The 24,943-nt window shown below is 66.9% G+C and carries 20 protein-coding genes; 5 read left to right on the forward strand and 15 right to left on the reverse strand.

What is annotated here, in order from left to right:
• Nucleotides 1-7 precede the first annotated feature (7 nt).
• Nucleotides 8-754: a response regulator transcription factor gene (locus tag G5A07_RS00965; RefSeq protein ID WP_231298715.1), complete on the forward strand. Its 747-nt coding sequence runs from the start codon at nt 8-10 to the stop codon at nt 752-754.
• Nucleotides 751-3,075 (forward strand): ATP-binding protein, encoded by a 2,325-nt coding sequence (locus tag G5A07_RS00970; RefSeq protein WP_191862387.1) that lies wholly within the window; start codon nt 751-753, stop codon nt 3,073-3,075. The genes G5A07_RS00965 and G5A07_RS00970 overlap by 4 nt, the downstream gene beginning before the upstream one ends.
• On the opposite strand, the gene G5A07_RS00975 is transcribed toward G5A07_RS00970, so the two are convergent.
• The 9 genes from G5A07_RS00975 to G5A07_RS01015 form a co-directional block, all read right to left on the reverse strand.
• Complete coding sequence (locus G5A07_RS00975) at nt 3,076-3,831, reverse strand: SapC family protein (protein ID WP_010485810.1); 756 nt, start codon at nt 3,829-3,831, stop codon at nt 3,076-3,078.
• A 110-nt stretch (nt 3,832-3,941) separates the two neighbouring features.
• Complete coding sequence (locus tag G5A07_RS00980) at nt 3,942-4,214, reverse strand: hypothetical protein (RefSeq protein ID WP_005409616.1); 273 nt, start codon at nt 4,212-4,214, stop codon at nt 3,942-3,944.
• A 274-nt stretch (nt 4,215-4,488) separates the two neighbouring features.
• Entirely contained in the window at nt 4,489-6,525 is a 2,037-nt protein-coding gene (fusA, locus tag G5A07_RS00985; RefSeq protein WP_191862388.1) for an elongation factor G, read from the reverse strand.
• A gap of 415 nt (nt 6,526-6,940) precedes the next feature.
• A complete protein-coding gene (locus G5A07_RS00990; RefSeq protein WP_043395674.1) occupies nt 6,941-7,690 on the reverse strand; it encodes a hypothetical protein in 750 nt (249 codons plus the stop codon).
• A gap of 64 nt (nt 7,691-7,754) precedes the next feature.
• Nucleotides 7,755-8,516: a heme ABC transporter ATP-binding protein gene (locus tag G5A07_RS00995; protein WP_049409838.1), complete on the reverse strand. Its 762-nt coding sequence runs from the start codon at nt 8,514-8,516 to the stop codon at nt 7,755-7,757.
• Nucleotides 8,513-9,556: an iron ABC transporter permease gene (locus tag G5A07_RS01000; protein WP_019337457.1), complete on the reverse strand. Its 1,044-nt coding sequence runs from the start codon at nt 9,554-9,556 to the stop codon at nt 8,513-8,515. Before G5A07_RS01000 ends, G5A07_RS00995 begins: the two co-directional genes overlap by 4 nt.
• Complete coding sequence (locus G5A07_RS01005; RefSeq protein WP_019337456.1) at nt 9,553-10,599, reverse strand: ABC transporter substrate-binding protein; 1,047 nt, start codon at nt 10,597-10,599, stop codon at nt 9,553-9,555. Before G5A07_RS01005 ends, G5A07_RS01000 begins: the two co-directional genes overlap by 4 nt.
• Nucleotides 10,600-10,650: 51 nt before the next feature.
• The gene (locus G5A07_RS01010; protein ID WP_191862390.1) at nt 10,651-12,027 is read right to left on the reverse strand and encodes a YncE family protein; all 1,377 of its coding nucleotides are present in this window, start codon (nt 12,025-12,027) and stop codon (nt 10,651-10,653) included.
• A 122-nt stretch (nt 12,028-12,149) separates the two neighbouring features.
• The gene (locus G5A07_RS01015) at nt 12,150-13,178 is read right to left on the reverse strand and encodes an alpha/beta hydrolase-fold protein (RefSeq protein ID WP_100445620.1); all 1,029 of its coding nucleotides are present in this window, start codon (nt 13,176-13,178) and stop codon (nt 12,150-12,152) included.
• A 280-nt stretch (nt 13,179-13,458) separates the two neighbouring features.
• Between G5A07_RS01015 and G5A07_RS01020 the strand changes: the two genes are divergently transcribed.
• Complete coding sequence (locus G5A07_RS01020; RefSeq protein WP_049455053.1) at nt 13,459-13,833, forward strand: hypothetical protein; 375 nt, start codon at nt 13,459-13,461, stop codon at nt 13,831-13,833.
• A gap of 73 nt (nt 13,834-13,906) precedes the next feature.
• On the opposite strand, the gene G5A07_RS01025 is transcribed toward G5A07_RS01020, so the two are convergent.
• From G5A07_RS01025 to G5A07_RS01045, 5 genes are all read right to left on the reverse strand, one after another.
• Nucleotides 13,907-14,296: a DUF805 domain-containing protein gene (locus G5A07_RS01025; protein ID WP_010485830.1), complete on the reverse strand. Its 390-nt coding sequence runs from the start codon at nt 14,294-14,296 to the stop codon at nt 13,907-13,909.
• Nucleotides 14,297-14,484: 188 nt separating this feature from the next.
• Complete coding sequence (locus tag G5A07_RS01030; RefSeq protein ID WP_228355318.1) at nt 14,485-15,783, reverse strand: replication-associated recombination protein A; 1,299 nt, start codon at nt 15,781-15,783, stop codon at nt 14,485-14,487.
• Nucleotides 15,784-16,002: 219 nt separating this feature from the next.
• Entirely contained in the window at nt 16,003-16,641 is a 639-nt protein-coding gene (lolA, locus tag G5A07_RS01035; RefSeq protein WP_191862392.1) for an outer membrane lipoprotein chaperone LolA, read from the reverse strand.
• A 111-nt stretch (nt 16,642-16,752) separates the two neighbouring features.
• On the reverse strand, nt 16,753-18,696 hold the full coding sequence (locus G5A07_RS01040; RefSeq protein WP_191862394.1) for a DUF3857 domain-containing protein: 1,944 nt from the start codon (nt 18,694-18,696) through the stop codon (nt 16,753-16,755).
• A gap of 39 nt (nt 18,697-18,735) precedes the next feature.
• The gene (locus tag G5A07_RS01045; RefSeq protein WP_010485837.1) at nt 18,736-21,096 is read right to left on the reverse strand and encodes a DNA translocase FtsK; all 2,361 of its coding nucleotides are present in this window, start codon (nt 21,094-21,096) and stop codon (nt 18,736-18,738) included.
• 233 nt (nt 21,097-21,329) lie between these two features.
• On the opposite strand from G5A07_RS01045, the gene trxB reads away from it, so the two are divergent.
• Both trxB and G5A07_RS01055 read left to right on the forward strand, forming a co-directional pair.
• Nucleotides 21,330-22,301, forward strand: coding sequence for a thioredoxin-disulfide reductase (gene trxB, locus G5A07_RS01050; RefSeq protein WP_014037154.1), 972 nt, complete (start codon nt 21,330-21,332; stop codon nt 22,299-22,301).
• A 102-nt stretch (nt 22,302-22,403) separates the two neighbouring features.
• Nucleotides 22,404-23,528, forward strand: a complete 1,125-nt coding sequence (locus G5A07_RS01055; RefSeq protein WP_159360124.1) for a GNAT family N-acetyltransferase — start codon at nt 22,404-22,406, stop codon at nt 23,526-23,528.
• 123 nt (nt 23,529-23,651) lie between these two features.
• Here G5A07_RS01055 and G5A07_RS01060 read toward each other — a convergent pair whose 3' ends face one another.
• On the reverse strand, nt 23,652-24,920 hold the full coding sequence (locus G5A07_RS01060; RefSeq protein WP_191862396.1) for a hypothetical protein: 1,269 nt from the start codon (nt 24,918-24,920) through the stop codon (nt 23,652-23,654).
• Between the last annotated feature and the right edge of the window lie 23 nt (nt 24,921-24,943).

Below are 24,943 nucleotides of genomic sequence, written 5' to 3' on the forward strand. Positions count from 1 at the left end.
TGGATTGATGGGTCTTGCACATCGACCCTTAGGAATAATCGCAAAAATCCAACAAATTCGATGCTCGACGCGACAGCAGCGCCAGAATGATCGCCACGCCCTTCGGGCGCCGATCACCTCCCAGCGCATGAATGGATACCCTGCACCGCGCCGACTGCGGCTGGCACTCCTCGACGATCACGAAGTCGTCCGCCGCGGCACCGTCCTGCACCTGTCCCGCGACAGCCGCTTCGACATCGTCGCCAGCCACACCCGCAGCGATGAGCTCGTTGGCAGCCTGCGCCGGCTGGCAGTGGATGTCGCCATCATCGATCTCACCCTGGCGCCCGGCGACCGCAGCAGTGATGAACTGGTTTCTCTCCTGCGCGAGTGCTTTCCTCATGTCCCCCTGCTCGCCTTCGCCACGCTGACGCCAACCACCCGCATCGACCACCTGCTGACGGCCGGCATCAGCGGCGTGGTCAGCAAGTCCGAGCCCCTGGAGATGCTGTCTGAAGCCATCGTGCGCATATCGCAGGGACTGTGCCGCCTGCCCGCCGATTGCCTGTTCCCGGCCAACCGCGAGGAACTCAGTCGCAACGAACGCGAAGTGCTGGACCTGCTTCTGGCAGGCCTGACCGTCTCCGAAATCGCGCTGCACCGCCACCGCAGCGTCAAGACGGTCAGCACCCAGAAGGTCGCCGCCCTGCGCAAGCTCGGGTTGCGCAATGACGTGGAGATCTATGCACTGCGGCGGCAGCTGGGGGTGCGATGAGGCGCCGCGTTCGTCTCCGTCTGCGCACTTCGTGCACCTTGCTGCTGGCCCTGATCCTGCTGCCCGCAGCCTCCGCGGAGGATGCGCAACTGCAGGAATGGTCCGCCGGCCGCGAAGTGCGGGTCGCCACCGCGCCATCACTGCGCCCGCTACCTGCAGCGCTGGAGGATTCACGCACGCCCCCTACCCTCGCCCATGGTTATGCCGACCTTGTCGCTCAGCATTCCGGCCTGCGCTTCCGCGATCTCACCTACACCAGCACGAGCGCGGCGGTCGCTGCCGTCTGCCGGCACGAGGCTGACCTGGTGCTGGTCATGGGCAATCCTTCGCATCGCCCGCTTCCTTGTCCCGACCTGATGGCATCGGGCGCTTTCCATGGCGGCAGGACGGTGATGGCCTCGCGTAAAGGCGAGCGCCCACCCCGTGACGTCACCGGGGTGAGGACGCAGGTGCTGGCCGTCGTTGACGGTGGCCCCTATGCCGACTGGCTGGCGACCCACCATCCTCAGATCCACCTGCTGCGCCTTCACGACCGCCATGCGGCGCTGGCCGCCGTGGAGAGCGGTATCGCCGATGCGGCCATCGGCCTGGAAGCAACGCTGCAGTCGATGATCCGGAAGCACTTCGCGGGCAACCTGCAACTGCACCCGTTCGACAGCGATTTTTCCACCGATCTGCACCTGTTTGTCCGCCGCGAGGACCAGCAACTGCTGGCGCGCATCGATCAGGCGCTGCGCGCCATCACGCTCGAAGAGCACGCAGGGCTGCTGGAGTTGTGGGCACAGCAGATGCTGCCCGCATCCATCGAGAGCACACTTGACCAGATGCGCCTCCCGCTCCTGCGATGGCTGCTGTGTCTGGCCACGGCACTCATCGGCCTGCCCGTGCTCTGGCAGGCGCTACGTTGGCGAATCGGCCGCACGGAACGCCGCCTGGGGCGCGCGGCGGGGATGATCAGCCATGAGGTGCGGAATTCCGCGCAGACGATTCTGGCTTCGATCGACCTGCTAAGCCAGTCTCACCTGCCCAAGGGGCAGCGCGAACTGCTCGCGGCAGCGCTTGCTGCCGGCCAGTCGCTGCGCAGGCTGCTCGATCGCTCACTGGCGTTCTCGCGCCTTGCCAGCGGCAGCTTCAGGCCGCATCCCGTGCCCTGTGACGTCGGTCAACTCTGTGCCCGTGCACTGGAAGCCATCCGGCCGGAGGCACTACGGAGAGGCCTGTCACTCCAGCTCGATCGCACGCCTGATCCAGCGCCGGTGGTCGCGCTGGATGCCGATGGACTACGCCAGATTGTCGACAACCTGCTGGGCAATGCATTGAAATTCACGGATGTCGGCGGTATCGAAGTGCGCCTGCAACTATCGCCCGCCCTGTCTCCCCGGGAGCTGTTGCTGGATGTGATCGACAGCGGCATCGGCATTGCGCCCGCTCAACTGGCGCTTCTGTTCCGGCCATTCCAGCAGAGCGAGGATGGCCAGAGACGTGGCGGCACCGGGCTGGGCCTGACGATCGCGCGCGAACTGGCCGTTGCCATGGGCGGCAACCTGACCGCACACAGCGTGCATGGGCGCGGCAGCCGCTTCACCCTGCGATTGCCGGTCCGCGCCGTCCACGGCGATCCGCCACCCATCGAGCCGCTGCAGCAGACACCACTGGCCGGCATCGACCTGCTCCTGGTCGAAGATCATGCACTCAGCCGGCACATCGTCGCAGAGCAGCTGCGCCGGCTGGGTGCGGATGTACGCGCGGTTGCCGATGCCGACACCGCATTGGCCGAGCACGCGCTACGACCGCGCGCCACGGTCATGCTGGACATCGGGCTTCGCGACTCGGATGGCTACGCTCTGGCGCAGCAGCTGCGCGCGCAGGCAGAGCCCCCCCTGCGAGTGATTGCCCTGTCCGCCCGCATGGGGCGCCGCCATGCGGCGCGCTGCCGAAGAGCCGGATTCGACGCCATCCTGGTCAAGCCATTGCAGGTTGCGAGCTTGCTGCAGGCACTGGGCCTTCCGCCCCCGGCGCACCGTACTGCGCCCGATGACGCCCCTGGCGTCGAGCCGGATTACGCTGCGGACATTGCCTATGAGCTGGCCAGGATCGAACAGGCCGTGCACGACGTCGATGCTGCGACACTACGCCACCATGCGCACCGCCTGCAGGGCACGCTGCAGATGTGCCGGGCAATGGATCAGGCCGGCATGGCGGCCGCTCTGTGGGAGATGGGGCATGAGGCCGCGCCCGACTGGGTCCAGGCGCGGCGGCTGCTGCAGGGATTGCAGCAGTGGCACGGCTCCCGCAGGGCGGAAGCCGCACCATCGGCCTGATCAGGCCGCCAGGCGCTCGACCTGGCGACGGGTCAGGTCGTTGAAGCGACCCAGCGACATCAGGTGCTGATGGATCAGCGCCAACCAGCCGCTGCGGTGCCACTCGACCACGGTCGCTTCCGGCAGCGCCACGAACTTCTCCACGTCCACCACCAGGAAGCCGTTGAGATTGAACTCGCGGCCATCCGGGGTACGCACGGTGGCATTGCGCTCGACCAGCAGGCCGTTGTCGATCAGGGCCTTGGAGAAGGCCTGGGTCTGTTCATGCTCGCGGGTGTACTGGCCGCAGAACTCCAGCGCCTGCTGCACCATGTCGGTGGCCTTGCCGTCCACGAACAGCGGCTGGCCTTCGTCACCGCCCTTGACCACGCGCGAGCTCTCTTCGTCGATGCCCAGCAGGAAGTCGTTGTCCGCACCGGTGTCGATGAAGATGAAGGGGTGGCGACGCAGATAGGCCGGAATATAGGCCTCGTCTTCCCACAGGCCGTCCTTGATGAACAGGTTCTGGTCGGAAACACCAACGGCGGCCATCGGCACGGCGGTCGGGCCAGCGAACAGGATCGGGAAGTGGTGCAGGGCCAGCGAGAACTCGCCCAGCACCAGCGGAATGGCGTTGTTGCCGGCGGCAAACTCGAGCTTGCCCGGCAGGATGCGCAGATCGGCATGCACATCGGCCTGCAGCGGCACCGGACGGGTGTAGAACAGGGGGGCGCTGCTCGGCGCCGCTTCGGTGGTGGTGTCGCTGGTGGTCGTCATCTTGGGAACCGTTCGATCATGCGCGCCTGCCATCCCGGGCGCGCCAGCGGGAACAACCTGAATCCCGCATTATCAACAAGCTCGATGACAACGGCCACCCCACCGACGGCCTATTTCAGTTGCAGGGGGTAGCGCTGCCAGAGCACGTGGACCAGGAAACCGGCCAGCTCGGTGTCGCGCGCACTGACTGCGGCGCGGATCTTGTCCAGCAGCACCATGTCCGAGCAGGAGCGCACATCGGCGTGGTTGGCCTGCCCTGCCCGGCGCGCGCGGTAGCGCGCGGCCCGCTGCGCATCACTCATGGCGTACCCGAACTTGGGCGGACGACCGCGCTTTCGCGGCAGGGTCAGCTCCAGGGTTCCGGGGTCTTTGTCATCACGCATGAGAGGGGTGCGGGCGGCGGCGAGCAACGGGGGGTGCGCAATTTATCGTGAGGCATCACTTTAATCCAGCCTTTTCTGCAGTTTTGTTGCGATGCAATGCAAAAAATCGCATGCCGAGGGCTCCATCCACGCATGGCGTGGATCTACTGCGGAATCGCCGCGCCTTGTGTGGATACGGAAACCCGCCAACTCCCAGTAGATCCGCGCCATGCGTGGATGCGCGTTCCCGACCACAAAAAAAAGGGAGCCCGCGAACGGGCTCCCCTCACCTTCCTCATGCAGCGCGTACCGGCTCATAGCCGTGCAGGTGCGCCTCGCTGCTCGCCCGCCCCTGGCTGAGCGAACGCAGCGACGTGGTGTAACCCACCAGCTGCGCCAGCGGCGCAAAGCCACTGACCTCGGCGCGACCGTCCTGGTCGTCGATGCGGGCAATGCGACCATGCCGACGGTTGAGGTCGCCCACCACATCACCCACCGACGCCGACGGCGAATGCACCGTCACCGCCATCACCGGTTCCAGCAGCTGCGTGCCACCCTCGGCCAGCGCCGTCTTGATCGCCTCGGCACCCGCACGATGGAACGCCATCTCCGACGAGTCCTTGGCATGGGTCTGGCCATCGACAAGACTGACCTCGATACCGACCACCGGATGACCCTGCGGCCCTTCCGACAGTGCGGCACGCACGCCCTTTTCCACCGCCGCGATGAAGCTGCGCGGCACCACGCCACCGACGATGCGATCGTTGAACACGATCTGGTCGTCCTCACGCGGCGCCACGTCCAGCACCACGTGCGCGAACTGGCCCTGGCCGCCGGTCTGCTTGACCAGCCGCCCGACGACGCCCGTCATCGCACGCATCGGCATCTCCTGGTAGGCAACGCGCGGCGAGCCCACGCCCACGTCCACCTTCCATTCGCTGCGCAGGCGTTCGACCATCACCTCCAGGTGCAGCTCGCCCATGCCCCAGACCAGGGTTTCCGCCGTATCGCGATCGGTTTCGACGCGGAACGACGGATCTTCCTGGGCCAGGCTGGCCAGTCCCTGCGCCATCCGGATCAGGTCAGCCGCACGCGCCGGCTCCAGCCGCCAGGCCAGCACCGGCGCCTGTGCCTGGATGTTCTCCAGGCGCAACGGCAGCGCACGGCTGCTCAGCGTCTCGCCACTGACCGCATCCTTCCAGCCCAGTACCGCGACGATGTCACCGGCCACGGCCTGTTCGATGTCGTGGGTCTGGTCGGCCTGCACGCGAACCAGGCGGCTGACGCGCCGCCCTTGCGGATGCTGCGAACTGGCCACGGCGTCGCCCACCTTCAAGGTGCCCGAGTACAGCCGCACGAAGCTCAGCGCGCCGTGCTGCTGGTGGGTGATCTTGAACAGCAGGCCCGCCAGCGGACCGTCCGGATCCGGCGGCAGCACCACCTCGCCACCTTCGCTCTCGGCGCTCACCGCAGGGCGATCCAGCGGCGACGGCAGGTAATCGACCACGGCGTCCAGCAGCGTTTCGATGCCCTTGTCCTTGAACGCAGCACCGGCCAGCACAGGCACGCCCGCACCTGCCAGCGTCGCCCGACGGATCGCCGCACGCAGCGTCCCGGCATCGATCACGCGACCTTCCAGCCAGGCATCGGCCAGTTGCTCGTCGTGATCAGCCACGGCTTCGACCAGCGCATCGCGCTGTGCCTGCCACTGGTCGCGCACCGCGTCGTCCCACGGGGTCATCGTGGTTGCGGCGCCATCCTGCCACTGCAGCACGCGCTCATCGACCAGATCGACCCAGCCATTGAAGCCGCTTTCGCTGCCCAACGGCACGCCCAGTGCCCACGGCCGCGCCCGCAGCTTGTCCTGCAGTTGCTCCAACACGCGCTCGAACGAAGCGCCAACGCGGTCCATCTTGTTGACGAAAGCGATCAGCGGCACGCGATGGCGGCGCGCCTGGCGCCACACCGTCTCGGACTGCGGCTGCACGCCGTCCACGGCCGAAAACACGGCCACGGCACCGTCGAGCACGCGCAGTGAACGTTCGACTTCGATCGCGAAGTCGATGTGACCGGGGGTGTCGATCAGGGTCAGCCGATGCGGCGGCAGGTCACGCGGTGCCCATTGCGCCTGCACGGCGGCAGCGCCGATGGTGATGCCACGCTCGCGCTCGATCGCCGAAAAGTCGGTGGTCGCATTGCCGTCGTGCACTTCGCCGACGCGGTGGATTTCGCCGCTTTTCCACAGCAGGCGTTCGGTCAGCGTGGTTTTGCCGGCATCGATGTGGGCAATGATGCCGAGGTTGCGACGGCGGGAAAGGACTTGGGTGTTCATGAGAAAGGTTCCTGCAAAGCCAACTTCGGGGGCCGCGCACCCCGGTTGGCGACAGGGTGCGCGGCTAGCGTTCGGTCTCGGCGATCTGGTGCATGGCACGTTCTCCTTGCGGTACATCGGGTTACGGGAAATGGAACTGCGGAAACGAAAAGAGCGCCCCGGAGGGCGCTCTGTCGAAGGTCCAGCGATGGCCGCTTCAACGGCCTCGTGGGGCTCCAGGCAGACACGCCCGTTCCGCGCTTGCGCGGGTCAGGGTGAAAAACTTCAGGAGCGGCATCCGGTTCATGGGGCGCATTCTAGACCTGCCAATCTGGCGCGCAAGTGAATATTACGCACACAAATGGAACGATGAAGCCGGCGGGCATCGGGGTCGGACCCCTTTGCGACGGCCAAGGGCTCTGACCCCTCCCCTGCCTTAGTTGCAGTTGTGCAGCTTGCGCGCCTCACCCACGGTCGCCGCCTGGTCGTCCCCCATCGAGATCCATCCCTTCAACGACATCGCCAGATCCACCTGCGCCTGGCGCGGGCCACCATGGATCACCACCTCGGTCCAGCTGCCGACCGGCGCCAGCTCCGACAACCGTGCAGCCTGGTCGTCTTCGGTGCTGAACATATCGCCTGGCTCCGCAGGCTTGGCCTTGTTCACGGTCTCGGTCTTGCGCGCCCGGATCCGCAGCGCGCCATCGGCCATGCGTTGGGTGGTGACTTCATGGCGCTCCACCCCGTAGGCCCAGCTGCTCTCCCCCGCGCGACGGGTCTCGCTACCGTCGTCTGCCACCACCACGGAATCACCCGCCGCTTCTGCCACGGCCGCAACCGAACCCATTCCAGACATCAGCGCCTGGTAGGCAATCATCTGCCGCTGTTCGGTGGCCAGCGCAACGTCACCTGCCTTGCCGGCAGGAATCTGAAGGTACACCGCCTCCCTGCACAACATCAGTACCTGCTGGTCGTCCCAGCTGATGAGCACTTCATCACTGGCGAAATAGCGGGTCGCCACCGGAACCACAGGAGCGCTCCCGCCAGCGGAATACCGGCTCTCGATCAGCGAGGCCTGCTCGGCGGCCTTGATCAGGGAAACCGAGGATGCCGACGCAGTGCTGGCGGCGCATACGGAGGCGACCATTGCCGAGAGCAGCACGCCATGTGAAACAGTACGGATCATTGCATCAGTCCATTGAAGAGAACGAACCGCACATGATACGTCGCCTGGCAGAGCGCGTTGATGCTCAGGTCACCACCACCAGCGGCACCCCGCGCCGCGGATGCTCCAGCACCACCACATCCTGCTGGTAGACCCGCTGCAGGTTGTCTTCGGTCAGCACCTGCAATGGCGTGCCATCGGCCGCCACCCTGCCCTGTTCCAGCAGCACGATGCGATCGGCATAGCCCGCGGCCAGATTGAGGTCGTGCAGCACCACGATCACGCACGCACCGGCCTCGGCACAGGCACGCACACTGCGCAGCGTGCGCTCCTGGTGGCGCAGATCCAGCGCGGCCGTCGGCTCATCAAGCAACAACAGCGGCGTGTCCTGCGCCAGCACGCGCGCGAACGTGGTGCGAGCCGATTCGCCACCGGACAGCTGCTGCACCTCGCGCAGGCGCAGCGCCTGCAGTTCGGCTGCATCGATGGCCGCTTCCACCCGGGCATCGTCCGTGACCGGGTCCGGCGGATGCGGCAAACGCCCCATCGCCACCACTTCTTCCACGCTGAAGGCAAAGCGCACGCCGTGCTCCTGTGGCATCACCGCGCGCTCGCGCGCCAGTGGTCCGGCCTTGTAGCTGGCCAGCGGATTGCCCAACAGGCTCACCTCGCCCGCATCGGCGCGCAGGTCACCGGCAGCCACCGCCAACAGCGTGGATTTGCCCGCGCCATTCGGTCCAACCAGGGCGGTCACCGTACCCGGCTCGAACGCCAGCGAGATGCCATGCAGGATCTCGCGCTGCTGGCGGCGCACCACCACCTCGTGCAGTTTCAGCAGCACGCTCATGGGGCCGCCTTGCGGCGCTGCTGCAGCACCAGCCAGAGGAAGAACGGTGCGCCCAGCGCGGCCGAGAACAAGCCCAGCGGAATCTCCGCGGGCGGATCGAGCGTGCGTGCGGCGGTGTCGGCCACCACGATCAGCAACGCGCCGAGCAGGCCGGACAATGGCAGCAGCCAGCGATGCCCGGGGCCGACCAACAGGCGCGCCACGTGCGGCACCACCAGGCCCACGAAACTGATCGAACCAGCGAATGCCACCGCCGCACCCACCAGCAGCGCACTGAACGCCACCAGGCGACGCCGCGTGCGGGTGACATCCAGCCCGAGATGCTGTGCCTGGCGCTCGCCCAGCGCCAGCATGTCCAGCGGCGTTGCCAGTCGCTGCAACGCGAACACGCCAATCGCAAACAACGGCACCACCGCAGCCACGTCGGCCCAGTTGGCGCGCGCGAGCGAGCCCATCTGCCAGAACACCAGCGACTGCAGTTCGCTTTCGCTGGCGATGTAAGTGAGGAAACCAATCAGCGCCGAGCAGAACGCGGCCATCGCGATACCGACCAGCAGCAGCGTGGCGTTACCCGTGCCCTTGCCAGGCCGGGCCAACGCATACGTCAGGCCGATCGCCAGCGCACCGCCGACGAACGCGGCCACAGGCACCAGCCAGCCCGCCGCACCGGCGGCGCCCAGCACGATGGCGGCCACCGCACCCAGTGCAGCACCCTGGCTGACACCGACGATGCCGGGGTCGGCCAGCGGGTTACCGAACAGGCCCTGCAGGCTGGCACCGGCCATCGCCAGAGACGCGCCCACCATCGCACCCAGCAGGGCACGCGGAATGCGCAGTTGCCAGACCACCGCCAGATCACGGCTGCTGACCGCCTGCGGATCCAGCAGGCCCAGCTTCACCGCCAATGCCTGCATCACCTCCAGCGGCGGCAGCCGCAGCGGGCCCACAGCGAACGAGGCCAGCACCGCACCCAGCAGTGCCAGCAACGCCACCAGCAACATTGTCCGCCCGCGACGGCGGCGCCGATCCGCCGGACTCATGCCTTGGGCAACGCCGCCAGGGCCTTGGCCAGCGCCAGTGCGCCAGCACCGGAACCGACACTGGTGTACTTCAGCTGCACATCCGGCATCACCCAGACCCGATTGGCCTGCCCGGCCGGGGTCTGCTTCAACGTCGGGTACGCCTTCCACAGGCCCTCGGCACCACCGAACAGCTCCAGGTCATGCTCGGTCACCAGGATCACCTCCGGTGCCGCGGCAACCACGCCTTCATTGCTCAGCTGCGAGTAGTTCTTCACCCCGGCCTCGGTGCCGATGTTGACGCCGCCAGCCAATGCGATCAGCTGCGCCGACGCGCTGTCGGCACCGGCAACAGTCGGCGAGCCACCGGCACCGGTTGCCGACACGTGGATCACTCGTGGCGCATGGCCCAGGCCCTTGCCAATCGCTGCAGCCTCGTCGAGCTGGCGCTGCACCTGCGTGGCAAGTGCCTGCCCTGCCTCGGCCAGCCCTAGTGCGGCGGCGACCTTGCGCACTTTGTCCGGGGCCGGCTGCAGGTCATCGATGACCACGGCCGGCTCGCCCACTTCGCGCAGCTTCCTGGCCAGCTCGGTGTGGCGGCGCAGGCTGTTGCCGAGGAACAGCGAGCCCTGCAGGCTCAGCACGCCCTCCACGCCGGTAGTGCGGTTGAACAGGAACTGATGCGGGGCGGCCAGGCCGGCCTGGGTGGTGGTGTTGGTCGGTGCCGCGAACACCTGCGTGCCCAGGCCCAGTGCCTCGATCACCGCGATGACGTCGTCGCCACCGGCAATGACGCGGCTGGTATCGGCCACCTCGATATCGGCGCCGTCATCGGAATGCACCTTGGCCGGCAGCACCGCCTTCTGGTCATGCACCGTCGGCATCTCGGCGCCGGCCACGCGCTGCCAGCCTGCCGGCAACGCGGTTGCCGCAGCGGCCGTTGCAGTGGGCGGCTCGGCGGCCTTCTGGCCATCAGGCGGCGCCGACGCACCGCCACAGGCGGCCAGCGCCAGCGAAACAGCCAACGGAAGCGCACACAGGCGCAGACGGGACGCGATGTTCATGCTCGTTCTCCTTGCTGGCAGGGCGACGCACACGCCGCCCCACCGTGTGACTTACTGCTTCGGGGTGATGCGGGTGATGCGGTCACCCTTCGGGTCTTCGGCGCCGCGCGACTTGTTCACCGCGAAAACGTTGCCCTTGCCATCGGCGCGCACATGGTTCGGCAGCGTGCCACCATCGAGGTTGGCGACCACCTTGCCGTCACCATTCACCACGGTGACCGTGCCAGCGCCACGGTTGCTGACGTAGGCCAGGCCGGAGGCATCATCGAAGGCGACGTTCAGCGCACCGGCGCCGACCGGCACGTCATGCAGCACCTTGCCGGCAGCCACGTCGACGATCAGCAGGTTGTCGGTGCCCTGCGAGGCCACGTACAGACGGTTGCGTGCCGCATCGAAGGCCACGCCGGAGGCGCTGATCGAATTGCCCAGGTCGATGACCTTGTCGACCTTGCCGCTGGCCACATCGATCACCGCCGCCTCCGGGGTGCCGATGCTGACGGTGAACAGCTTGCCGCCCTTCTCGTCCAGCACCAGGCTCATCGGGGTGAACTTGCCGTCGTCCACGCCGGATTCCAGCGTCACCTGCGGCAGTTCCTTGAACGTCTTCGCATCGAACACCGACAGATGGTCCTCTCCCGTGGCCGAGGCGAACACTTTGCCGTGCGTACCGTCGACCACCACGTCGCGCGCATGCGGCACGGTGTCGACGGGGAACTGGTGGACCAGCGACAGGTCCTTCTGGCGATAGACGGCGATCGAGTTCTGGCGGGTATTGGTCACCCACACATTGCCGTTGGTGTCATCCACACCCACGCCGTAGACCGCATACACCGCACCATTGGTGCTGCCCGGCACCTGCGCCGGGGTGATCGCCTTGGTCACCTTCAGCGACTTCGGGTCCAGCTTCAGCAGCTGCGACTGGGTCACCGGCGGGCGACCCACCGCCGAGGTCACGAACACCGCGTTGCTGGCGGCGCTGTAGGCGGACTGGTACAGGCCCGGCACCAGCTTGTTGGACTGGGTGGCGAACTGCGCCTGGCCGGACAGCGGCAGCTGCGGCGAGACGCGCAGCTTCAGCACGGTGGCCGCAGCCGGTTGGCTGGCGCGCACCACCACCGGATGAGTGCCCGGCACCGCGTCGGCCGGAATGCTCAACTGGGTCTTGAAGTTGCCATCAGCATCGACCACCAGCGGCTGCGCGTTGAGCACGCTGTCACCGCGCAGCAGGCTGACCTTCTGGCCCGGCAAGAACCCACGGCCGACCACGTCGGCAGTGCTGCCGGGAACCACGTTCTCACCGCGTGAGACGACTTCACCCTTGAAGGTGGCGTTGGCCGGCTGGTCGAACACCGGCTGCGCGGTGGCGGTCACCGCCAGCAAGAGGCCGGCGGCGAGAGAGGTGAGACGGAAAGACGGACGGAACGACATGGAAGGCTCCTTGCACACGTAGGCCGCGCCACGTGGCGCGGGATTCATCGGTTGCCTGGGCCGCTGCACGTCGGCAGCCTCGCCTGGGTAGTGGGGTCGCACGGCATCGCGTGCGAAGGGATTCACTCGGCGGCGTTGTCACCACCCGTGGGGACACCGTCACCGGCGCTGCGGTCGGTCACGCCGTACAACTCATGCAGCGCGGCATGGAACGACGCGGGCAGCATCGGGCCATGGCCGAGGCCGTCGAACTCCCGGTACTGCACGCTCAGGCCCGGCACCTTGGCCAACCGTTCGGACAACTGCATCGCCGCATCCGGGGTGGCGCCACCGATGCGGCGCAGGTGCGCGACCACGCGCGGATTGTTCATGTCGCGCTTGCCACGATCACCGACTCGCTCGGCGCCGCCCAGCATCAGCCAGAGCTTTGCCGGCTGGCCATGCACGTTCTGCACGAACTGCTGTTCCGGATCACCCAGCGCCGCGCCCTGGCTCCACCACAGCGACGGGCTGGCCGCCAGGTAGGACTGGAAGGCGGCGGGACGGGTGTACAGCGCATTGAGCACGAACAGGCCGCCCAGCGAGTGACCCCACAGCGCTTGCTGCTGCGTATCAATGCGTGCGCGACGCTCGACTTCCGGCTTGATGCGGCGCTCGATCACATCCAGGAAGGCCGTGGCACCACCACCGACCGCCTGGGTTGTACCGCTCTCGTCGTCGGCACGGTCGATCCACGCGGTGTAGTCGCGGGTGCGCGCCTTGGAATCGATCCGAAGGTCGTTGTCGTAGCCGATCAGCACCAGCACCGGTGGTGCTTTGCGCGTGGCCAGTTCGGCCAGCAGCGGCTGGTCCAGGACCATGGCGACGGCGTTCCCGTCCAGCGCGTACAACACCGGGGAGGGTGTCTTGCCGGCCTTGGCCGGGATCGCCAGGTTCACCCGCCAACGGCGCTGCCGGTCCGGGCTGTCCACCACGAAATGCTCGAAGCGATAGCTGGCCGCCGGCTCGTCGAGCACGGTGTGGCCGATCTTCTGCAGCGGATTGCGCTGCTGTGCATAGGCATACGGGGTGGCCAGGAGCAGACCCATCATCAAGGCGGCCAGGCCGCGGGCCAGCGGACCACGGCGCGAAGGCGGGACGAAATGCTTCATCAGCGGCGGCAGAAGCGGCCCAGGGCCGCCGGTTCACAAGGGACCGCAGTCTACCTTAAACGCGAATGATTATCACATCGATCGAACGTCACACTGTGTATCACGCGCGCGCATGCCCGGGTTGCACGAGGGGCAGCAGTTCCCCTATTTTGCCGCCCACCGGGGCATTGGATCGCCCCGCTTCCAGCGCAGCCATGGATGGCGGGCACTTGCCGCCATCCGGGTCGCGCTCATCTGCACACAACCGCCATGGGATTGGATCCCATGATTGTGAGAACCCTTGAAGCACACCGCACTGATCGCCCTGTCCCTCGGCCTGCTCGCCCCGCTGGCCGCCCACGCCGCGCAGGATCTGCCGTCGCTCTACCAGGCCTTTGAAGAGGCCGGCAATTCGACGTTGAGCATGGACCAACTCAACCAGACGGTGACCTTCACCGCCGTGGCGCTGGGCGTTTCCAGCAACCTGGCGGGCGAACCGCTGATCGAGGCCGGCGACGACCAGGGCAATGTCCTGGCCCGGCTGACCACCGACGACGAGCAGCAGGCGGCCAAGCTGGGCGCCCTCGAAGAAGGCGCAACGTTCACCGCCAGCTGCACGCTGCAGTTCAGTTCCGGCACGGACTACCTGTCCTTCGGCGATTGCAGCATCAAGTAAAGACGAAGCCGGCGAAACGCCGGCTTCTCTTCTTTACCCCTGTAGAGTCGAGCCATGCTCGACGCCAATAGCGTCACGGGCCCGAAGGCACCGGACCATACACATTCTCCTGCGGCGTGCCCGGCAGCAGCGAGAAGATCATGATCACGATCCCGCCGCCCGGCACCAGCGCCAGCAGGAACAGCCAGCCCGACTGGTTGCAGTCATGCAGGCGGCGCACGGTCACCGCGATCAGCGGCACGATCGTGACCAGCCACATCACACACAGCAGCACCACCATGCCAATCAGGATGCCGGCCAGCGCATCGGCACTGTTGCGCAGGAGGATCGCCAGCACACCGGCCAGCAGCATCACTGCCGTTGCGACCAGGAACAGGAACAACTGGTACATCCAGTATTCGCGGCGGTTGGCACGTCCCTCGAACTGGGCGTAGCGCTTCAACGGCAGAATCATTTCCTGCACGGCATCGATCCTTGAAAAAGTAGCCGCGCAGTGTGCCAAATGCACGCGCGCAGGACAATGTGGCGACGAACCATGCTCGGCTGCCATTACTCCTGTAGAGCCGAGCCATGCTCGGCTGCTGTTCCAGATGGCACCCGTAACCGGCGCAGGAGCGAAGTCGAGCACGGCGCGACTCTACAGAAGCCGGGTCAGCGGCCCTTCGCGGCCCGCGCGGCCTCGCGCTCGGCGCGCAACCGGTCCAGCTTTTCCTTCAGCTTGATTTCCAGGCCACGCGGCACCGGGTTGTAGTACACGCGCTCGCCCATCGCATCCGGGAAACCGGTCTGGTCCAGCGCGATGCCGCCTTCGGCGTCGTGGTCGTACTGGTACTCGGCGCCGTAGCCGAGCTCCTTCATCAGCTTGGTCGGCGCATTGCGCAGGTGCAGTGGCACTTCTTCGGTGCCGCTTTCGCGCACGTCGGCCTTGGCCTGGTTGAACGCGGCGTAGCCCGCATTCGACTTGGCGGTGCTGGCCAGGTACAGCACCAGCTGGGCGAAGGCGAGCTCGCCTTCCGGGCTGCCCAAGCGTTCGTAGATGTCCCAGGCCTCCAGCGCCATGCTCTGTGCGCGCGGATCGGCCAGGCCGATGTCCTCGATGGCCATGCGGGTCAGCCGACGCGCCAGGTATGACGGATCGCAACCGCCATCGAGCATGCGGGTCAGCCAGTACAGCGCGGCATCAGGATTGGAGCTGCGTACCGACTTGTGCAGCGCCGAGATCTGGTCATAGAACTGCTCCCCACCCTTGTCGAAACGGCGGGTGCGGTCGGCCAGCACCTGGGTCAGGGTCTGCGGCGTGATGCGGCCACCCTCCCCGCCCGCCAGCTCGGCGGCAATTTCCAGCAACGTCAGCGCACGGCGTACATCACCATCGGCAGCGGTAGCGATTTCCAGCAGCAGTTCCGGCGCGACCTCGATGCCCTCTTCGCCCAAGCCCCGCTCGCGGTCACCCAGTGCACGTTCCAGCGCCTCGACGATATCGGTTGGCGAGACCGCTTCCAGCACATGCACGCGGCAACGCGACAGCAGCGCCGAGTTCAGTTCGAACGACGGATTCTCGGTGGTGGCGCCGACGAACAGGATGGTGCCGCGCTCGATGTGCGGCAGGAACGCATCCTGCTGTGCCTTGTTGAAGCGATGCACCTCGTCCACGAACAGCACGGTCCGACGGCCTTCGGCGAAGCGCTGCGCGGCCTCGGCCAGCACCTGGCGCACTTCCGGCAACCCGGAAAGCACCGCGGAGATGGCACGGAATTCAGCGTCGGAGTACTCGGCCAGCAGCAGCGCCAGCGTGGTCTTGCCGCAGCCCGGCGGCCCCCACAGGATCATCGAATGCACGCGCCCGGATTCGACGGCGCGACGCAGCGCACTGTCCGGGGCCAGCAGGCGTTTCTGCCCGACCATTTCGTCGAGGGTGCGCGGGCGCATGCGCTCGGCCAGCGGGCGCATGTGTTCCCGATCGACGCTCAGTAGATCGGGGCCAGGGAAGGAAGTGGAGCGATGTCTTGGCACGCGGCTATTGTACCGCGCCGGGTGACCACGATTCCGGTAGTGCCGGCCGCTGGCCGGCAGTTCAAGAGCGTGTCAACCAAGGTTGACACCCACCAAGGCGGTACCGGTTGATACCCACCAGAGCAGGTAGCGCCGGGCCATGCCCGGCGACCGCCATCAATTACCGATGACGTCGGTGCCCTTCGGCGGGGTGAAGCTGAAGGTGCCGGCGGCGAAGCCCGGGTTGCGCTTCCAGCCACTGAAGCTGATCACGGTGCGCTGGCCGACCGCGTCGGTGATTTCCATCCTGGCCAGGCCCTGGGCGTTGAAACCCAGCGCGGCGTACTGGAAGCTGGCTTCGGTCTCCCGCTTCGGCGACAGTGACAGCCACTGCAGGCCGTCACGCTGCGCGGCCTCTTCGCTGACGTCGTACTGCTGCTCCAGCAGCGCCGGGTTGATCAGCGCGGTCAGCGGGCTGTTCTGCTCTTCCTTGCCCTGCTCGCGCACGGTGGCCTGCTCCAGGTCCGGCTCGTACATCCAGACCTTCTTGCCGTCGGCCACGATCAGCTGCTCGTGCGGACGCACGTACTCCCAGCGGAACAGGCGCGGCGCCGACAGCGCCACGCGGCCACTGGTCGATTCCTTCACCTTGCCGCGGCTGTCAAACACCTGCTGGCTGAACTGGCCATCCAGGCCCTTCAGGCCGCTGGTGAAGGTCTTCAGGTCGTCGCGGGCACCGGCCCAGGCGCTGCCGGCGGCGGCGCAGGCTGCGGCCAGGGTGGTGGTGGCAAGAAAACGGCGGAAGCGGAAGTTCATGCGGAAATCCTGTGGGCGCGGGCGCCAGGAAAGGTGGTTGCCAGTGTGCCCGGGGAAAGATGAATGGGCGATCAGGGCGACATTATGCCGCCCTGAACGTCCATCGGCGATTCAGCCGCCAGATCCCGGCAGCTTGCCGTACAGCACTTGACCACGGAAGCCGCGCCGCACTTCGCGATACAGCGCGCGGAACGCGGCGTAGTCCTGCGGCTGGCACAGCGCCTCCGGCCCGCGCACCGCATTCTGCTGCAGGCGATGATGCACGGTGACCTCCTGGCCTTCGCGGCTCCAGTCCACCCGGTACTCGCCGGCGGCGTTGGCGAAACGCTGGCTGGCCGGAATGGCGATGATCGGCGCATTGGCCGGGAACTGTAGGCGATAGGTTTCCTCACGCAGGCTGGCATTGCAGTAGAACGGCGTCTCATTGGCCGGCGCCGAAGCGGTGGCGTACAGCCCACGCACTGACTCGCCACCCGGCGGATCCGGCACAGCCATGCCGCCGGCCACGCTGAAGTCGGCGTAGTCCTCGGCCTGGAACGCCATGCGATAGCCGAACGGCCGGGTCAGGTCGACCGGCACGCCCTGGATCTGCAGCTGCCCTCGCCCGTCGAAACCGGAGGCGGCCATGATCTGCTCTTCAGCGCGCGCACGGTTCTGCGCGTTGAGCTGGGAGAACTGGGCGCGCATGCCGATCTCGGCGTTCTCGCCCAGCTTCGGGATCGTCTCGCCGCGCAGGTTGCCGTTGGCGTCGAAGGTGAAGCGCACTTCCATCGAAGTGGCGTTGCGCTCCGGCGTGTTGGCCGGGGTGCGTGCCAGCGTGGCGTCGCGGGTGCGCATCACCGGCGCACCCAGGTCACCCTCCGGCAGCTGGCCGAAGCGCGCCCACGCGGTGGTCGAATCGAGGTACAGATCGAATTCGGGAATGTAGGTGATGGCGTGGTTGAAACGGCCCAGCACCGGGATCTTCGGCAGCGTCGGGCCGCCGCCCGCACCGATCAGCACCGGTGAACTGGCGATGCCCTTGGCCGCCAGCAGCGCCTCGAGGATCGTCACGTGATCCTTGCAGTCGCCGTAGTGGTTGTCGAGGATGCTCTGCGCGCTGTTCGGTTCCAGGCCACCATTGCCCAGGTACACCGCCACATAGCGGATGTTCTGCGCCACCCAGCGGTACAGCGCATCAGCCTGCTCGCGACGGTCGCTGATGCCCGTCGTGATTTCGTCTGCCAGCGCCTGCAGTTCCGGCGTGACCTGCGCCGCCGGGCCAGCCTTGAGCTGGTAGGCGCGCCCCATCTGCGACCAGTCACGATACGTGCTCGCCATGATGTTCGGACCGAACTCCCAGCCCGCCGCCGACCAGTTCTGTGCCGGCATGGCTTCGCGACGCTGGTAGCGCCAGCGCCATTGCGCTTGGCCATTCTTCACTGTCGGGCGATCGCTGCCCTGCACGCCACGGCTGTCGACGAACATCGGCAGGTTGGCCGGCGCACTCAGGGTGACCTCAGCGTCCTCGTACTCGGTAAAGACGTTGAAGGTTTCCCACAGGCCAAAGTAGCCCGGGAAGTACGGCGTGACCTGGGTGCGGCGCACCTGGTAGTACAGGCGCGTGCCCGGGGCCAGGTTCGGGAATACGATCACCCGCACCTTGCGGTCGGCATACATTGCCGCCGAGGCGCTGGAGTAGCTCTCCTGGGTGTAGATGCGGTCGGCCGGCACGTCGCGGCGCTGGCCGTCGGCGGTGATGGTGTAGGCGCCGAGTACTTCCAGCGTCTCCATCTTCTCGCTGTAGCTCAGCCGCACCTGGCTGAACTGCTCGACGGACGCCTTGGTCTTGAGCAGGACTTCGTAGGTTTCGGTCTGCACATTGCCCGCATCCGGCCGCACCTGGTAGTCGGCGCGGTAACGGACAATGCTGAAATTATTGCTGGCTTCGGTATCGCCGCTGGTGGAAGGCGGCGCCGTGGCGGGCGCGGAGGTGGCGGTGTCTGCCAGTGCCGGGCCGGCAGCCAGGAAGGCTGCCAGCGCCAGTGCCAGCGCGCTTGGTACGGGGTGAAGCATGCGTCGGTTCCTTGGACGTCGTGGGGGATACGTCGGGTCTTACTTCGGCGGCGGCGGAGCCAGCACCGTGCGGTCGCCGTTGTGCTCGGGCGAACTGACCACGCCGGCCGCTTCCATGGCCTCGATCAGTCGCGCTGCACGGTTGTAGCCGATCTTCAGCCGGCGCTGCACGCCGGAGATCGAGGCGCGGCGGGTCTCGGTCACCACCCGCAGTGCTTCGTCATACAACGGGTCGGACTCGTCGCCGGACGAACTGTTCTCCGGCAGTCCGGTGGCGCCGACGACCACGCCGTCGCCCATTGTCTGCACTTCGTCCAGCACGCCGTCGACATAGTCGGCCGGGCCCATCGCCTTGAGGTGCTCGACCACGCGATGCACTTCATCGTCGGACACGAACGCACCATGCACGCGCTCGGGCAGCGCGGTGCCCGGCGGCAGGTACAGCATGTCGCCGTGGCCGAGCAGGGTTTCGGCGCCGGACTGGTCGAGGATGGTGCGCGAGTCGATCTTGGAGCTGACCTGGAAGGCGATGCGCGTCGGAATGTTGGCCTTGATCAGGCCGGTGATCACGTCCACCGACGGGCGCTGCGTGGCCAGGATCAGGTGGATGCCGGCCGCACGCGCCTTCTGTGCCAGGCGCGCGATCAGCTCTTCCACCTTCTTGCCGACGATCATCATCATGTCGGCGAATTCGTCGATGAAGATGACGATGAACGGCAGCGTCTCCAGCGGGCGCGGCGCCTCGCCCAGCTCGGGGTTCGGCTTGAACAGCGGGTCCATCAGCGGCTGGCCGGCGTCCTGGGCTTCCTTCACCTTCTTGTTGAAGCCGGCCAGGTTGCGCACGCCGACCGCGCTCATCAGCTTGTAGCGGCGCTCCATCTCGGCCACGCACCAGCGCAGGCCGTTGGCGGCCTCCTTCATGTCGGTGACCACCGGCGCCAGCAGGTGCGGAATGCCCTGGTAGACGCTCAGTTCGAGCATCTTCGGGTCGATCATCAGCATCCGCAGGTCTTTCGGCGAGGCCTTGAACAGCAGGCTCAGCACCATCGCGTTGACCGCCACCGACTTGCCCGAACCGGTGGTACCGGCCACCAGCAGGTGCGGCATGCGCGCCAGGTCTGCCACAGTCGAGCGGCCAGCGATGTCCTTGCCCAGCGCCAAGGTCAGCACGCTGGCCGACTTGTCGTATTCCTTGGAACGCAGCAGCTCGGAGAGGTAGATCATCTCGCGGGTGACGTTGGGAATTTCCAGGCCGATCACCGACTTGCCCGGAATCACGTCCACCACGCGCACCGACTTCACCGACAGGCCACGCGCGATGTCCTTGTCGAGCGAACTGATCTGGCTGACCTTGATGCCCGGCGCGGGCTCGATCTCGAAGCGGGTAATGACCGGGCCAGGGTTGGCGCCGACCACCTGAGCGTCGATGCGGAAGTCCTTCAGCTTGAACTCGATCTGCCGCGACAGCGCGTCCAGGGTTTCCTTGTCGTAGCCCACCGGCTGCGGCTTGGGGTCGTCCAGCAGGGCCAACGGCGGCAGGTCCGAGCCGTCGCCGTTGACGCCACGGAACATCGGGATCTGCGTGTCGCGCTTGGCCCGATCACTCTTCTCGATCACCGGTTCCGGGCGCGGCTCGATCTTCACCGGCTCGCGCTTGGCACGCACCTCGGCGTCGGCCTTGCGCACTTCCTGTCGCTCCTCGCGCATCACCCGCGTCTGCTGCCACTCGGTGACTTCTTCCTTCTTGCGCGCCAGCAGCGGCGCCAGCGACATCACCCCGCGGCCGATCTTCTCCATCACCGTGAACCAGGACAGCCCGGTGGCCAGCGTGATCGAAGCCAACAGCAGTACCAGCACGAACAGATTCGCGCCCAGCGCCCCGAAGCCCACCGTAAGCGAGTTGCCCACCAGTTTGCCGAGGATGCCGCCGGCACTGGAGACATCGCCACTGAACAGGCGCACGTGCAGGAAGCCGGTCCCGGCGATCAGGAAGCCGACCAGGCCGACCAGGCGCAGCGCCGGGTCCAGGTCGTTCTCGCCCTTGCTCTCGCGCTTGAGGCCGAACATGGCGATCCACGCCAGCGCGCCCAGCACCACCGGCAGCAGGAAGGCGATGTAGCCGAACAGCTGCAGCAGCACGTCGGCGATCCAGGCGCCGGCGCGACCGCCGAGGTTGTGCACCGGCGCGACCACGCTGCCGGTATGCGACCAGCCCGGGTCCGTCGCTGAATAGGTGAAAAGACTGGCCGCCAGGTACAGCAAGGCCGGCGCGATGGCGATCAGGCCAAGATCGCGCCAGAGGCGCTGGCGGCGTGGATTGTCGGTCGTCGCTGCCGCGGCCGTGCGACGTGACGCCTTGCTGTCGTCGGACTTGGAGCGTTCGGGGACCTGCTTCGCCACCTTAGACCATACCTTTGGAATGCGCTGTTAGTGATTGATAATAAATGAGACGGCGTCAGTTTTCAGTTATGCGACATCCGACAGGGCGTTCAGAGCGCCGGAACCATCGCCGGATGACGGCGTTCTGTTCATCGGCTTGAATCGCCCTGCCCCAGCCGCCACTCTATGACCTGCCACGGATGCTGCGCAAATATCGCCAGCGCCTTGTCCCATCTACCTTTTCGCGAGTTTACATGAGCACCAGCCTGCCCTCCCGCCACCAGCGCCTCGTCATCCTCGGTTCCGGCCCGGCCGGTTGGACCGCCGCCGTCTACGCCGCCCGCGCCAACCTGAAGCCGGTCGTCATCACCGGCCTGCAGCAGGGCGGCCAGCTGATGACCACCACCGAGGTGGACAACTGGCCGGGTGATGCCCACGGCCTGATGGGCCCGGACCTGATGGCGCGCATGCAGGCCCATGCCGAGCGCTTCGAGACCGAGGTCATCTTCGACCACATCCACACCGCCGACGTGTCGCAGCGCCCGTTCAAGCTGATCGGCGACAGCCACGAGTACACCTGCGATGCGCTGATCATCGCCACCGGCGCCACCGCCAAGTACCTGGGCATCCCGACCGAGGACGAGTTCAAGGGCCGCGGCGTGTCCGCCTGCGCCACCTGTGACGGCTTCTTCTACCGCGACCAGGACGTGGTCGTGGTCGGCGGCGGCAACACCGCCGTGGAAGAGGCCCTGTACCTGTCCAACATCGCCCGCAAGGTCTACCTGGTCCACCGCCGCGACACCCTGAAGGCGGAAAAGATCATGCAGGACAAGCTGTTCAAGAAGGTGGCCGAAGGCAAGATCGAGACCGTCTGGCACCACCAGGTGGAAGAAGTGCTGGGCAACGACGCCGGCGTGACCGGTGTGCGCGTGAAGTCCACTCTGGACGGCAGCACCCGCGACATCGATGCCCACGGCTTCTTCGTGGCCATCGGCCACCACCCGAACACCACCCTGTTCGACGGCCAGCTGGCGATGAACAACGGCTACCTGGAGATCCGCTCGGGCTTGGGCGGCAATGCCACCCAGACCTCGGTGGAAGGCGTGTTCGCCGCCGGCGACGTGGCCGACCAGCACTACCGCCAGGCGATCACCTCGGCCGGCTTCGGCTGCATGGCTGCCTTGGACGCCGAGCGCTACCTGGACGCCCAGGGCAAGGCCAGCTGAGAGGCTGACCCGCTCCTGTAGGGTCGAGCCACGCCCGACTCCGGATGATAGGCCGACGCCAGTGCGTCGGCCTTTCTGTTTCATCTGCCCTATCCTTCCCCCATGTCTTCCCCCCGCTTCCTCGACTCCCTGCAGTCCATTGCCGCGACCGACTGGGATGCCCTGCACGACGGCCGCAACCCCTTCGTCAGCCACGCCTTCCTTTCCGGACTTGAACAGCACGGTTGCCTGCGCGAGGACTGGGGCTGGCAGCCCCGGCACTTCACGCTGTGGGAGGGCGGCACGCTGGTCGGCGCCATTCCGGGTTACCTGAAGACCAATTCGCACGGCGAGTTCGTGTTCGACCATGCCTGGGCCAACGCGTATGCCCGCCACGGCCGCGACTACTATCCGAAGTGGCTGGGCGCGGTGCCGTACTCGCCGGTCACCGGCCCGCGGTTGCTGGCCCGTCACGATTCAGGGCGCATCGCGCTGCTGTCGGCATTGCGCGAGGCGCTGCCCGCGCTGCACGTATCCTCGGCCCATATCAACTTCCACACCGCCAGCGATGAGGCTCTGTTCGATGACGACTGGCTGCTGCGCGAGGACGTGCAGTTCCAATGGCAGAATCCGGGTGACTGGGCGACGTTTGACCAGTTCCTCGCTGCGATGGACCACAAGCATCGCAAGAACATCCGCCAGGAACGGGCCAAAGTCACCCGCCAGGGAATCACCTTCCGCGTGGTACATGGCGACGAGGCCGGCCGCGCCGACCTGCAGGCGATGTACCGCTTCTATCTGCAGACGTTCCTCGAGTATGGCAACGCCCCGGCCCTGACCGAGGCCTTCCTGCGCCATCTGGCCATTTCACTGGGCCGCGGGCTGGTGATGTTTCTGGCCGAACAGGACGGCGAGCCGATTGCCGGCGCGCTGTGCCTGCGCGGTGGCGATACGCTGTACGGCCGCTACTGGGGCGGCGCCACCCTGCCCGGCCTGCACTTCGAGGCCTGTTATTACCAGGGCATCGAATACTGCCTGCGCGAAGGGCTGAGCCGTTTCGAACCCGGCGCACAGGGCGAGCACAAGCTGGCACGCGGCTTCCTGCCGACGCTGGTGCGCAGCCGACACTGGGTGGCCGATCCGGATTTCGCAGAGGCACTGCAGGACTGGTGCCGACAGGAGCGGCAGAGTGTGCGGCGGTACCAGCAGGAGTTGCAGGGGCATGGGCCGTTCCGCGCAGAGCCGTAGCGTCGAGCTTGCTCGACTTGCGCGGTGCGGAAAAGCGTGCCAACCAAGGTTGGCACCTACCGGGGCAATGAGGCGTGCCAACCGACGTTGGCATCTATCAGAGCAATAGCGATGGCGCTGTGCTCAGGTGCACTGCCAGAAGTGCCCGCTCACCCGGCACTTCGCACACCAGAACGTGTAGAGCATGCCGCCACTGCCCCATAGCAGCGCGCCTCCACTGGTGGTCGGCAGCGTCGAATCCAGCTGCATCACGAAGGGCATCTCCTCACCGCAATCGATGCACGCCGGATACCAGGCACTCTGCACCCAGCTCGGTGCGCCGCCCACGCGCGACAGGTTCTGCCGATGATTGGACTGTCCCCAGTCCTGCTGCCGCCAGCGCGAGGTATCCATGGCGGCCAGGCCGACCTCGGCCTGCATCAGGTCACCGCTGTCGGTCGGCGTCGCCGGCACCTCCAGACGCTGGCTGGGGTGGCAGCTGGGCAGGCCGCTGGCATCGTGGCGATAGAAACGCACGGGCGGATCTTCCCAGCCGCAGCAGTCCAGGCACAGGCCCAGCGTGATCTCACCCGCCGCGCCCGGCTGCAGCGCGGCAGCGTCGGTTCGCAGCAGGCGCTGCAGCGGTGCATGGCAGCTGCCACACAACGATTCCAGCGGCCCTCCCATCTGCCCGGCGTACTGTACCTGCCCGCCATTCCAGGTCGGGTGCAGGCGCCAGATGCGCTTGCGCCAGCTCGGTTCGTCCGCCTGCTGCGCGCGATGCTGCTCGCGGCCGAAGCGGATGTGCAGCGGCCGCTCCCCATGCAGGCGCCGCGGCTGCGGTCCGTCCGCGACGCCGGCCCAGTGCGCCCAGACCTCAGCATCCAGCGCGCCCCAGTCAGCGAGGTAGCCGCGGGCAACGGCATAGCTCTCGGGCTGCGCCGCCAGCAGCAGCGCCCTGGCCCGCGCCATCTCGCGATCGTCGTCGGCCTCAACCAGAATCTGCGCCCACTGCACGGCAATGACGGAGGGCAGGCCCTGCCATACCTGCGAAGCCAGCTGCAGCTCGTCTTCGGTGGCCAGCGCCAGCAAGGCCTCCCAGTCGTCCTGCAGCACCTGCGGCGCCTGGTAGCTGGTGAATTCGATCACGCTGGCCAGCAGTTCGCCGCGCTCGCCATCCCGATAGCGGCGCCAGGCCTCGGCACAGACCGGCACAATCGCTTCATCGGGCAGCAGATCCAGCGCCATGTCGAGAAAGGCCGAGCTGGGTGAACGCCGGGCAAGGGCCAGCAGCATCAGCGCACCGAGCTGGCCGGGCTGTTCAGTGGCCAGCGCCAGCAGCATGCCCTGGCTGTCGTTGCGCGTGCGCGGGATATCGTGCACATCGAGGATGGCGGTGATCGCGTCACTCATGCGTGGGCTCCTTGCCGTTGGAC

Source organism: Stenotrophomonas sp. AS012628 (assembly GCF_010608305.1).
GTDB lineage: Bacteria > Pseudomonadota > Gammaproteobacteria > Xanthomonadales > Xanthomonadaceae > Stenotrophomonas > Stenotrophomonas geniculata.